This is a genomic window from Blastococcus sp. SYSU DS0533, assembly GCF_054050775.1.
Genome location: NZ_JBJGZZ010000009.1, coordinates 161,710 through 172,823, shown reverse-complemented (window position 1 = coordinate 172,823; position 11,114 = coordinate 161,710). Strand labels below are relative to the sequence as shown.

The 11,114-nt window shown below is 76.9% G+C and carries 12 protein-coding genes and 1 rRNA gene; 5 read left to right on the top strand and 8 right to left on the bottom strand.

Annotated features, from left to right (window positions below; all coding sequences use genetic code 11):
- Positions 1 to 101: ribosomal RNA gene (gene rrf, locus ACI79W_RS12980) — 5S ribosomal RNA — on the top strand; the annotation flags it as partial.
- A gap of 518 nt (positions 102 to 619) precedes the next feature.
- On the opposite strand, the gene ACI79W_RS12975 is transcribed toward rrf, so the two are convergent.
- The 6 genes from ACI79W_RS12975 to ACI79W_RS12950 form a co-directional block, all read right to left on the bottom strand.
- Positions 620 to 1,033 carry a GntR family transcriptional regulator gene (locus ACI79W_RS12975; RefSeq protein WP_456562496.1) on the bottom strand — a complete coding sequence of 138 codons (414 nt, stop codon included), beginning with the start codon at positions 1,031 to 1,033 and terminating at the stop codon, positions 620 to 622.
- Between the two features lie 247 nt (positions 1,034 to 1,280).
- Positions 1,281 to 2,414, bottom strand: coding sequence for an ergothioneine biosynthesis PLP-dependent enzyme EgtE (egtE, locus tag ACI79W_RS12970; RefSeq protein ID WP_456562495.1), 1,134 nt, complete (start codon positions 2,412 to 2,414; stop codon positions 1,281 to 1,283).
- Positions 2,415 to 2,433: 19 nt separating this feature from the next.
- Positions 2,434 to 3,177 carry an anti-sigma factor domain-containing protein gene (locus ACI79W_RS12965; protein ID WP_456562494.1) on the bottom strand — a complete coding sequence of 248 codons (744 nt, stop codon included), beginning with the start codon at positions 3,175 to 3,177 and terminating at the stop codon, positions 2,434 to 2,436.
- Positions 3,158 to 3,760: an RNA polymerase sigma factor gene (locus tag ACI79W_RS12960; protein WP_456562493.1), complete on the bottom strand. Its 603-nt coding sequence runs from the start codon at positions 3,758 to 3,760 to the stop codon at positions 3,158 to 3,160. Before ACI79W_RS12960 ends, ACI79W_RS12965 begins: the two co-directional genes overlap by 20 nt.
- Positions 3,761 to 3,804: 44 nt before the next feature.
- Positions 3,805 to 4,485, bottom strand: a complete 681-nt coding sequence (locus ACI79W_RS12955) for a class F sortase (RefSeq protein ID WP_456562492.1) — start codon at positions 4,483 to 4,485, stop codon at positions 3,805 to 3,807.
- Positions 4,486 to 4,504: 19 nt separating this feature from the next.
- Positions 4,505 to 5,326 (bottom strand): DUF4397 domain-containing protein, encoded by an 822-nt coding sequence (locus tag ACI79W_RS12950; protein ID WP_456562491.1) that lies wholly within the window; start codon positions 5,324 to 5,326, stop codon positions 4,505 to 4,507.
- 141 nt (positions 5,327 to 5,467) lie between these two features.
- Between ACI79W_RS12950 and ACI79W_RS12945 the strand changes: the two genes are divergently transcribed.
- Positions 5,468 to 5,935, top strand: a complete 468-nt coding sequence (locus ACI79W_RS12945) for a DUF309 domain-containing protein (RefSeq protein WP_456562490.1) — start codon at positions 5,468 to 5,470, stop codon at positions 5,933 to 5,935.
- A gap of 29 nt (positions 5,936 to 5,964) precedes the next feature.
- Here the strand turns inward: ACI79W_RS12945 and ACI79W_RS12940 are convergent, their stop codons facing one another.
- Together ACI79W_RS12940 and ACI79W_RS12935 are read right to left on the bottom strand one after the other, a co-directional pair.
- On the bottom strand, positions 5,965 to 7,332 hold the full coding sequence (locus ACI79W_RS12940; RefSeq protein ID WP_456562489.1) for a cryptochrome/photolyase family protein: 1,368 nt from the start codon (positions 7,330 to 7,332) through the stop codon (positions 5,965 to 5,967).
- 49 nt (positions 7,333 to 7,381) lie between these two features.
- Positions 7,382 to 7,708: an STAS domain-containing protein gene (locus ACI79W_RS12935; RefSeq protein WP_456562488.1), complete on the bottom strand. Its 327-nt coding sequence runs from the start codon at positions 7,706 to 7,708 to the stop codon at positions 7,382 to 7,384.
- Between the two features lie 141 nt (positions 7,709 to 7,849).
- Between ACI79W_RS12935 and ACI79W_RS12930 the strand changes: the two genes are divergently transcribed.
- The 3 genes from ACI79W_RS12930 to ACI79W_RS12920 are packed head-to-tail and all read left to right on the top strand — an operon-like array spanning position 7,850 to position 11,059.
- Positions 7,850 to 8,566 carry a response regulator gene (locus ACI79W_RS12930; protein WP_456562487.1) on the top strand — a complete coding sequence of 239 codons (717 nt, stop codon included), beginning with the start codon at positions 7,850 to 7,852 and terminating at the stop codon, positions 8,564 to 8,566.
- Between the two features lie 7 nt (positions 8,567 to 8,573).
- Positions 8,574 to 9,947, top strand: a complete 1,374-nt coding sequence (locus ACI79W_RS12925; protein ID WP_456562486.1) for a sensor histidine kinase — start codon at positions 8,574 to 8,576, stop codon at positions 9,945 to 9,947.
- A complete protein-coding gene (locus tag ACI79W_RS12920) occupies positions 9,944 to 11,059 on the top strand; it encodes an AMIN-like domain-containing (lipo)protein (protein WP_456562485.1) in 1,116 nt (371 codons plus the stop codon). Before ACI79W_RS12925 ends, ACI79W_RS12920 begins: the two co-directional genes overlap by 4 nt.
- Positions 11,060 to 11,114: the final 55 nt, after the last annotated feature.

Below are 11,114 nucleotides of genomic sequence, written 5' to 3'. Positions count from 1 at the left end.
AGAGGGAAACGCCCGGTAACATTCCGAACCCGGAAGCTAAGCCTCTCAGCGCCGATGGTACTGCCCTGGAGACGGGGTGGGAGAGTAGGACGCCGCCGGACAACCATTCACGAAGGGCCCCAGCCACTAGGCTGGGGCCCTTCGGCATGTCGGCGCCCGGCCAGTCGGCAGTGCCTCAACGGCTCTCGGCGTCCCCCCGCAGGCCCGCTCCCCCCTGGCCGGGACGGTGTCGGCCCGGGAGCCCCTGCGGCGGGCGTGGAATCCGTTGCCGGCGCGGCCGTGGGCGGCGTCCGGAGGCGCGGTTCGCGCTTCCTCGTCCTACCGGTCGCGCGACGGCGGGACGAGGAAGCTCCCGTTCCGTCGAGTGACGGAACGGGAGCTTCGGGTGTGCCTCGGCTTTCTCAGGGGACGACGCGGCGGACGCCCGCGGGAAGGATGCCAGGGCCACGAGGAGGCTGATGCCCGCCGCAGTCCGATGGTCAGCGTGGGCGTTCTCGCGGGCGACCGGGGTCGCCAGCGCGATGCCGTAGTCGAGCGACTGCGCCACCGCGAACAGCGCCGACCCAGGGAGAAGGTGCGCCGGCCAACGCTCAGCCCATCCCGGGGGGCAGCAGGTGCGTCACCGACTGGACGTAGGCGACCAGGACGGTGATGCAGAGGGCGAGGACGCCACCGCTGAAGCCCGCTTCCGGGCCTCGGTCATCAGCGGGTGGACGTACTGGTCGGCGAACTCGCTGCGGCGCCTCTCGAGCAGCTGTTCGCGAGCGCCGGTGGCGACGAACACCCCGACTCCTCGTGTCTCGTAGAGGGTTCCGTCGGCCACCAGCTCGATCTGCCCCTCGGCGGCGGTGGCGGGGTTGATCCGGTGGAAGGCGGGCAGCTCGTTGGAGGAGGGCGCCTGGGCTTCCTCAGCCAGGGAGCCGTCGACGATCGCGGTCTCGATCTCGGCGGCCACCTGCCGGAAGACGGGGCCGGCGTCCTCGTTCGCTGAGCCGTCCGGGGGCACCAGGGTCGCGTCAGCCCCTGGGTCCACTACTCATGTGATGCGCCATAGGACCGGTGCGGCGCCGGCTGCAAGGGGTTCCGGGCACACCCGTCGGTGCCGTCCGTGCGGCGATGCGGTGGACGCGCGCTCCGTACGGCAAGAGGGGCGGCGCCCCGTGGTCCGTGCCGACGGCGGAGGTCGAGGCCGAGGGCCAGGGGGGCACCGTCCTGGTGACGGCCGTGGAGGACGACGCCCTCGGCGCGGACGGCCGAGCGAGCCGCCCGGCTGACCGGCGTCAGAGCGCCGCGGCGAGCGCCTCCAGGTCCTCGACCGTGGCGTCCACGTGCGGGGAGACGCGCAGCACGGGGCCGGTCATCTCCCCGGGCGCCCGCTCCGGCCCGAAGGCGCTCAGCACGATGCCGTGCTCGCTCAGCAGGCGAGCGCGCGTCGCGACGACGTCGACGCCGTCCGGTGGGCGCAGCGTGGTGGTCGCGGTCGGCTCCGCCAGCGGCTCCACGACCCGCCACCCGGCGACGCCGTCAAGGAGCTCGCGGGTGGCCCGGCCGAGCCCGGCCAGCCGCGCACGGACCCGGTCCGGGCCGGCGGCCAGGTGCTCCCCGACGGCGACCACGAGGCCGATCCGGCCGGCGACGTGGGCTTCCCCGGACTCGAAGGCCCGCATCGGCGGCACGCCCTCCGGCTCGGGGAGCACCGGCACCAGCTGCGCGGCGACGTGGGGGCGGGCGATGAGCACCCCCACGCCGCGCGGCCCGGCCAGCCACTTGCGCGAGGTGCCGTAGACGACGTCCGCGCCGAGGTCGACGTCCACGTGCCCCAGGGACTGGGCGGCGTCCAGGACCAGCGGGACGCCGGCCGCGCGGCACAGCGCCGCCACCTCACGCGCCGGCTGCACCAGCCCTCGGTGGCTGGCCACGTGCGTCAGGTGCACCACCCGCGGCGGGTCGGTGGCCAGCAACCGCTCCAAGCGGTCGAGGTCGGCGCGCCCCAGGCCGTCGACCGGCAGCGGTTCCGGCCGCAGACCCGCGGCGCGCAACTGCGCCACGTTCGGCGCGAACTCCCCCGGCAGGCAGGCCACCCGCGAGCCGGCGGGCAGCCGCCAGCCGCTCAGCAGGGCGACCAGCGCCGCCTGGGCCGACTCCACGAACGCGACGTCGGCGGCGGCCATGCCGGCCAGCCCACCGAGGACCGAGCGGCCCTGCTGGAGCAGGTCATCGGCCGTCGCCTCCGCCACGTAGCCGCCGAGCTCGGCCTCGTGCCGCGCGTGGTGCGAGGTCGCCTCCAGCACGCGGTGGCTCTGCCGACTGCACGCCGCGCTGTCCAGGTGCCGGCCCGCCGGTCGGGGCCGGGCCTTCCGCCAGGCGGCGCCCAGCTCGTCCAGCGGTAGCGGGGACGGTCGTGCGGCGGTCACCACTGCACGGTAGGCGGCGTCAGCTCTCGATCTGGCCCCGGGCCACGGAGACCCCCGAGTGCGTCGGGTCGCCGTCCAGCGGCTCCACCGATACGTCGACGATCGGGTACGCCGCCAGGTCCAGCCCCGTCGGCAGCTCGAAGGTCTGGGTGCCCGGGCGCAGGACGCCGAGCGGCACCATGTCCACGATGCCCGGCTCGATCAGCCAGATCTCGTAGTACGCGTCCTCGACCGCCGGTGCGTCGAGGTCGACCTCCAAGGCGCGGGAGCCGTCCGGGCGGACGACGACCTCGGCCCGGCCCGAGGCCGGTTCGCCGTCGAGGGGTTCGAGGGCGACCGTCGTGACCGGCTGGGGGGAGCCCTCGCCCTGCAGCAGCGCCACGGCACCCGCGCCGACGACCGCGCCGGTGATCGCGGCGGCCGCGGCCAGCAGCACCGGGCGGCGGCTGCGGCGGAGGGGGAGCACCTGGCCGCCGGTGGCGACAGGTGGAGGCGCGGCGGGCGCTTCCGCAGGCTGCGCGTGGGCCCCCGGCGTCGCCTGCACCCCGGTGGCCGCCGCGATGCCGGCCCACACCGACGCGGGCGGCGCCACGGGCGGCCCGGGCTCGGCGAGCTCCGGTACCGCGACGGCGTCGACGGCGCGCTGGAGGCTCGCGACCTCCGCCCGGCACTCGGCGCAGGAGCCGAGGTGGGCGGCGTCGTCGGCCGGGAGCGGCTCGTGCAGCGCGGCCAGGGCGAGCTGCTCAGGCTGGCAGTGCGGCACCGTCCACCTCCAATCGGGTCCTCAGGCGCTCGAGAGTGCGGCGGATGTGCGATTTCACCGTGCCCAGCGGGATCCCGGTCCGCTCGGCGATCTGGGCGTGGGTGAGATCGGCGAAGAACGCGAGCTCGATGATCCCGCGCTGCGGCTGGCCGAGTCGCTCCAGCTCCTCGAGCACGAGCACCCGGTCGGCCACAACGCTGTCCACGGCGGGCGTCGTCCCGCCGGCCGGTGTGGCCTGCGCCTCGGAGACGGCGGCCTCGGCCTCGCGCCGCATGCGGTCCCGCCGGGCCCACGTGTCGGCGATCTTGTGGCGGCAGACGCCGACCAGCCAGGCCGGCAGCGGGCCCTGCTCGGGGCGGTAGCGCGCGCGGCCGGTCCAGGCGGAGATGAAGGTCTGCTGGGTGACGTCCTCGGCGTCGGGGCCGGGGCCGAAGGCGCGCACCGCCATGCCGTGCAGCTGCCCCGCCCACCGGTCGTAGGCGAGGGCCAGCGCCTGCTCGTCACCCGCGGCGAACCGGCGGCCCACCTCGGCGTCGTCCGGCTCCGCGGAGCCGCGCGGCGCCGGATCGGGGTCGGGGGTCACGGCGCCGACGCTACCCAGGCCCGCGGCCCGGTCCAGGAGCCCGGTCACGGTCTGCTGCCGGGAGCGGGTTCGGCCACCACGACGACGTTGTCCCGGTAGCTGCGGAACTCGGGCAGGAACGGGCCCCCGCACGTGATGACGACCAGCCGGGGCGGGCCGTCGCGGCGGAAGATCTCCTCGAGCGGGAGCACGTCCTTCTCGATGACCTCGCGCGACACGACCCGCCAGCGGGTGCTCTCGCCCGCGGCGTCCGTGACGGTGAGCTCCTCACCGGGGTCGGCGGTCCGCAGGGGGAAGAGCGCCCCCGGGCCCTGCTCGCGGTCGTCCACGTGGCCGGCGATCACGGCGTTCCCCGCCTCGCCGGGCTCGGGGCCGAAGCGGTACCAGCCGACCCGCGCGACGTCCTCCGGCAGGGCCATCTGGCCGTCACCGGCGGTGCCCACGGGTTCGACCGGGGCGGTCACGCCCAGCGCGGGGGCTTCGATGCGCACCGGCGGGGTGATCGCGGGGGCCGCCGTCGGTGCGGCGTCCCGGACGCCCACCGGCGGCAGCCGGGAGGCCGGGGGTTCGGTGGTGAGGGGTTCGGGAGCGGCGGGCCGCTCCAGCACCTGGTCGACCGGCGGACCCGCCGCCGCGTCCGGCCGGGACAGGGCCCAGGCGGTCGGCGCGCCGACGGCGAGGGCCAGGCCCACCACGGCACTGGCGGCGGCGGGTCGCACGGTCATCTCCTCGGGGTGCCGGGGATCAGCGCGAGGAGCGGGCCAGCCGGGACGCACCGGCGGCGGCCAGGGCCACACCGGCGACGGCCGCGGCCCCCACCGGCAGCGGCAGGCCGGAGTCGTCGGCCAGGCCGGCGCTACCGCCCGGCACGCCGGAAGGCGCCGAGTGCTGACCGGAGACGCTCTGGACGGCGAGCTCGTAGCCGGCGTCCTCCGATCCCCACGCGTAGACGATCGTCGTGGCGCCCTCGGCCAGGTCCAGGTCGGCCGGGCCGATGGCGACGGTGTCGGTGCCCGCGAGCACGACGTCGGCGTCGACCGTGCCGGCCGGGACGGTGAGCGACTCCTCGTCCGGGTTGGTCAGCCCGTCGACGACCACCTGCCCGCCCGCGCGCACGTCGACCGCGGGGGCGGCCGCCACGTGGCGCACGGTCACGCGGGCCTGGCCGGCGGGGATGTCACCGGTCTCGTTGACGAACGGGGTGAGCGCGGCCTCGCCGCTCTCGGTCAGGTGGGCCACCACGGTGGCGTCGGCCCCGGCCGGGACGCTGACGCCGTCGGCGGACAGCAGCGGGTCGCCCGAGCCGTCCGGGGCGTCGGCCGGGAACAGCGCCAGGTCGTACGAGCCCGCGGGCAGCTGCAGGGGGTCGGTCAGCGTGCCGGGCTGGAAGTCGTCGATCAGCCGCTCGCCGTTGGCGTAGACGTCCACCGGCGTGTCCGGCACGCCGTGCAGGACCGAGACGGTGGCGGTGTGGTTGTCGGCCAGGGCCGGGGTGGCGACCAGGACGAGGCCACCGGCAACGCCGAGGGCGCCGGCGGTGCGGCCGATGGTGCGGGCGGTGCTCATGGTTGGTTCCTCTCGTCGAAGGGGTCGTGCTGCCCGGTCTTCCGTCCCGTCCGCCGGATCGGATGCAGGCTCCGCCCGGCTGATGTCGCCGGACCGTCGCCCCGAGCTGCTGGCCGGTGGCGAGGGCGGGAGGATGGCCCGGTGCCGGACCGGGATCGCGACGAGGACGGCCGCGCCCGCAACGCCCGCCCGCGGGACGCCCTCGGGCGCCCGCTGCCGCGCGGCGCCGTGGGGGAGGACCGCGCTCCCGAGGGCGTGGTGCGGGCCCCGGCGGTGGCGCTCGCCGAGGCCCAGCGGCTCCTGGACGCCGGCCGGCCCTTCCACGCCCACGAGGTGCTGGAGGACGCCTGGAAGAGCGCGCCGGAGGAGGAGCGGGAGCTGTGGCGGGGGCTCGCCCAGCTCGCCGTCGGCCTCACCCACGCCGCTCGGGGCAACGGCCGGGGCGCGACGACGCTGCTGGAGCGGGGCGCGGGGAGCATCGCCGCTCACGCGGCCGCACCGCCCCACGGCGTCGACGTCGCCGGCCTGGTGGTGTGGGCGAGAAAGCTGGCCGCGGCCCCGGGTGCGGGCGCCGACCCGGCCGCCGCCGCCCCCCGGCTCACCCGGTGAGCCTGCTCGTCGGCTGACCCGGCGGGGGGTCAGCGGCCGCGGACGCGGGCGTAGCGGTCCAGGGCGACCTGGCGCTCGTGCGCGTGGTCGACGACCGGCTCCGGGTACCCGGCCGGGGCGCCGCCGGGCGCCGTCCAGGGCTCGTGCACGTACCGGGGGTCGACGTCGCGGAGTTCCGGGACCCACCGCTTCACGTAGCCGCCGTCGGGGTCGAACTTCTTGCCCTGGGCGACCGGGTTGAAGACGCGGTAGTAGGGCGAGGCGTCGGTGCCGGTGCCGGCCACCCACTGCCAGCCGTGGTTGTTGCTGGCCAGGTCGCCGTCGACGAGGTGCCGCATGAAGTACCTGGCTCCGAGGGTCCACTCCTGGTGCAGGTCCTTGACCAGGAACGAGGCGACGATCATGCGCACGCGGTTGTGCACGTAGGCCTCGCCCAGCAGCTGGCGCATGCCGGCGTCGACGATCGGGAAACCGGTGCGGCCGGTCTCCCAGGCGCGCACCAGCTCCTGCGCGTCCGGGCCGTGGTCGTACCCCATCCCCCGGAGTTCGGGCTTCAGGTACTCCCGGGCCGACTCCGGCCGGTGCCAGAGGACGTCGGCGTAGAAGTCCCGCCAGGCCAGCTCCTCGGTGTAGCGGCGCACCGACTCCGACTGCTCGGCCGCCGTGAGGTCGGCGAGCAGCGTGCGGGGGTGGATGCAGCCGTACTTGAGGTAGGGCGACATCCGGCTGGTCCCGTTCCCGCCCGGGCTGTTGCGCCCGTCGGCGTAGCCGAGCAGCCGCTCGTCGCGGAACCGCGCCCAGGCCTCTCGCGCGGCGGCCTCTCCGGCCGGGGGGAGGGCGACGCCGTCGAGGTCCGGTGCCGGAGGGCGGTCGTCGGAGCGGACGCCGGTGCGCCAGCGCACGCCGCCGGGCGACGACGCCGGTGCGCGCCAGCCGTGCTCCCGCCAGGCGCGGGCGAAGGGCGAGAACACCTGGAACGGCGTCCCGTCGCGCTTGGTGACCCGGCCGGGCGTCACCGCGTACGGCGAGCCGGTGCGCACGAGGGCGACCTCGCCCAGCGCGCGCTCGACCGCCTCGTCGCGGCGGCGGCCGTACGGCCCGGCGTCGGCGCTGACGTGCACCGACGTGGCGCCGACCTCGCCGGCCAGGGCCGGCAGCACCCGCACCGGGTCGCCGCGGCGCACGACCAGGGCGCCCCCGAGGTCGGCGTCCAGGGCAGCCAGGCAGTCGAGCAGGAAGCGGCGGCGGGGTCCGCCGGAGGGGCCCCAGAGCCGCTCGTCGAACACGAACACCGGGACGACGTCGCCGTCCGGGCCGGCCGCGTCGCGCGCGGCCAGCAGGGCGGGGTGGTCGCGCAGGCGCAGGTCACGGCGGAACCAGAGCAGCGCGGTGGGCACCCGGCCGAGCCTAGGAACGATCGCCGCAGCCCGCTGCCCGGGCGCGGCCTCAAGCGGTGCGGCCGAGGTCCTCCAGCCCCAGCACCCGCCACAGACCGGTGCGGCGGAGCAGGTCGAGGGTCCGCCGGTTGGCCCCGCGGACGACGACGCTGCCGCCGCGGGCCCGGCACGCCCGGTGCGCGGACAGCAGGCTCGCTGCCGCCGGGCTGGACAGGTGCTCCACCTCCCGGACGTCGACCACCACCCGGCGCGCGCCCGCGAGCAGCGCGTCGTGCAGGGCCCACCGGATGTCGGCGACCCCGTCGGCGAGCATCTCCTCGGTCAGCCGCAGGACGACCTCGCCGTCGGAACCCGGATGACGGTCGGCAGGGCGCACGGTGGTCTCCTCCGCGGTCGGGGTCTGCTCCACCTGAAGCCTGGCGGGCGGAGTTTGCGATCTCCCCGGTCACGACATTGCGATCCGATGACGGTGGCCGGCCGGCCGTGGGCCGCCGTGGCGCGGTGGGAGCATGGCCGCGTGTCGCTGCGGATCATGATCGTCGAGGACGACGACTCCATCCGGACCGCGCTGCGGTGGGCGCTGGAGGACGAGGGGTACGACGTCGCGGAGGCGGCCTCGGGCGAGGACGCCGTCCGCATGGTGGGCATCGCCGCGCCGGACATGATGATCGTCGACCTGATGCTCGGGGCCGTGGACGGGCTCACCGTCATCCGCGAGGTCCGCCACGCCCACGACCTCCCCGTCGTCGTGGTCAGCGCCCGCGCGGACACGCAGGACATCGTCGAGGCGCTGGAGGCCGGCGCCGACGACTACGTGACCAAGCCCTTCCAGATCAAGGAGATCACCGCGCGGCTGCGCGCCCTGCGGCGCCGGACCGCCCTGGTGCCCGCGGGCGCCCCGGCCGCCGCCACCCGGCCGGGCGTCGTGCTCGACCACGACCCGGCGGCGCCGCTGGTCCTGCGGGAGGCCAGCGGCACCGTCTACCGCGGGGACCAGCTGGTCCCGCTGACGCTCACCGAGTTCCGCGTGCTCTGCGAGCTGGCCGCCGCGCCGGGGCGGGTCTTCAGCCGGCAGGCGCTGCTCGAACGGGTGTGGGAGCACGGGTTCTTCGGCGACGAGCGGATCGTCGACGTGCACGTGCGGCGGCTGCGGACCAAGGTCGAGCGGGACCCGGGCAACCCGCGCCTGGTGGTCACCGTGCGCGGGCTGGGCTACCGGCTGGACCCGCAGTGAGCCGCTCGTGAGGAGGGGCCCGGGGCGGCGCGGGCTCCGGGGCCGCATCGTGGTGGGTTTCGCCGCCAGCACGCTGCTGGTCTCGGCCGTGCTGGTGACGACGACCTGGCTGCTGGCCCGCAGCTTCGTGGTGGAGCAGCGCGAGCAGGCGCTCACCCAGCAGGCGTTCGCCGACGCCGAGGTGCTGCGCAACCGGCTGTCCGCCGCCGGAGCCGACGTCGGGGCGGTGCTCGGCGAGCTCGTCCCGTTCGGCGACGCCGAGGTCCTCGTGCGCAGCGGGGACGACTGGTTCTCCTCGAGCCTGGAGGTCGGGGGACGGGACGTGCCGGCCGCCCTGCGGGAGGTGGTGGCCGGCGGCGCGGCGGGGGCCCTGCGGGTCGACACCGCCGACGGCCCGCGGCTGGTGGTGGCCGTCCCCGTCGTCAGCGCGGGGGTGGAGTTCTACGAGGTGGCGCCGCTGGACGACCTGGAGGCGCTGCTGCGCACGCTGGGGCTCGTCCTCGGCGCCGGTGCGGTCGTCGCGACGCTGGCCGGTGCCGGGTTCGGGATGTGGGCCAGCCGGCGCGCCGTCCTCCCGCTGGAGCAGGTCGCCGGTGCCGCCACCCGGATCGCCGGCGGGGAGCTCTCCACCCGCCTCCCGCCGACCGACGACCCCGACCTCGTGGGCATCGTGGCGGCCTTCAACAGCATGGTCGACGCCCTGGCCGCCCGGATCTCGCGGGACGCCCGGTTCGTCGGCGACGTCAGCCACGAGCTGCGCAGCCCTCTCACCAGCCTGACCACGAGCGTCGAGGTGCTCGCCACGCGACGCCAGGAGCTGCCCCCGCGGGCGCAGCAGGCGCTGGACCTGGTCGAGGGCGAGGTTTCCCGCCTCCGCGTGACCCTGGACGACCTGCTGGAGCTGGCCTGGTTCGACGGCGCGGGCCAGGCCCCCGCCGCCGTCCCGGTGTCCATGACGGCCCTCGTGCGGGAGGTGCTCGAGCGGACCGGCCGGCCCGTCGGCCTGCTGGACGCCGGGCCGGAGGCGGAGACCACCGTGCTCGGCGACAAGTCACGGCTGGAGCGGGCCGTGCGCAACCTGCTGGACAACGCCGACCGGTACGCCGGGGGAGCCGAGCGCGTGGGGGTCGAGCGCTGCGACGGCTCGGTGGTCGTGACCGTGGACGACGCCGGCCCGGGGGTGGCCCCGCTCGACCGGGAACGCATCTTCGAGCGCTTCGCCCGGGCGCCCGGCTCGGCGCGCCGCTCGGTGCCCGGGGCCGGGCTGGGGCTGGCCATCGTGGCCGAGACGACGGGGCAGCACGGGGGCGCGGCGTGGTGCGCCCCGAGCCCGCAGGGCGGAGCGCGCTTCGTCCTCTCGCTGCCGGCGGCACGGACGTGAACCGGCTCCGCCTGGCGGGTGCGGTGGGCGCCGTGCTCGTGGGGACGGCGGCCTGCGGGGTGCCCACCGGGAGCGCCCCGTCGACGATCGCCCCCGGCGACGTCCCCTACGGGCTGGCCGCGCCGACGTCCCCGCCGACCGCGGTGCCGTCCGCCGTGCCCGCCGACGAGGCGGGCTGGGCCTACCTCGTCGGCGCGGACGGGGCGCTCGTCCCCCGCGCGCGGGACAGCGGTACCGGGTCCCCCGAGGAACGGCTGGGCGAGCTGCTGACCGCGCTGGCCGCCGGGCCGACCGAGGAGGAGCGGGCCCAGGGGCTGTCCACGGCCCTCCCCTCGGGGATCTCGCTGACCGCCGCCATCGACGGCGCCACGGCGACGATCGACCTCTCCGGGGCCGCACCGCTGTCGTCCAACCGTCGCGCCGTCGCGCAGCTCGTGCTCACCGCGGCCAGCCTGCCGGGGGTCGAGGCGGTCCTGCTCACCAGCGACGGCGAGCCGGTGGAGGCGCCGCTGCCCTCCGGGGCGCTCACCGACGCGCCCCTGCTCCCGGCCGACTACGCCGTCTTCCTCAGCCCGCCCCCGGTGTCCCCGGCCGCCGCCACACCGGTGCCCACCACCGCCGTCCCGCCCGGCACGACCACGGCACGGCCGGTGCCCACGGTGCCGCCGCCCTTCGTCGCCGACACCCGGCCCGACACGGCCGTGGCGTCACCCGGGGCCATGGTGACGGTGACCGACGTCCGCACCGCGCGCCAGGACGGTTTCGACCGCGTGGTGCTGGAGGTCGGCGGCACGGGGCTGCCCGGGTGGGACGCCCGCTACGTTCCGGTGGCCCGGTCGGCGGGGAGCGGGCTCCCGGTGGAGGTCGCCGGGGACGCGGTCCTCCAGCTGGTGCTCACCGGCGTGGGGCTGCCCGGGGACACCGGCGTCACCCCCTACGCGGGGCCCGACCCGGTGCCCCTGGGGGGCGCCGCCGTGCAGGAGGTCGTGCTGGACACCGTCTTCGAGGGCGAGGCGGTGGCGTTCCTCGGCGCCGCGGGCGAGCGCCCGTTCCGCGTCTACCGGCTGCAGAGCCCGAACCGCGTCGTGGTGGAGGTGCTCCACCAGGGCTGAGGCGGCCGCCGCCTGCCCGGGCCGCGGACGGGGGCCCGCGCGCCGGAGCCGTCCG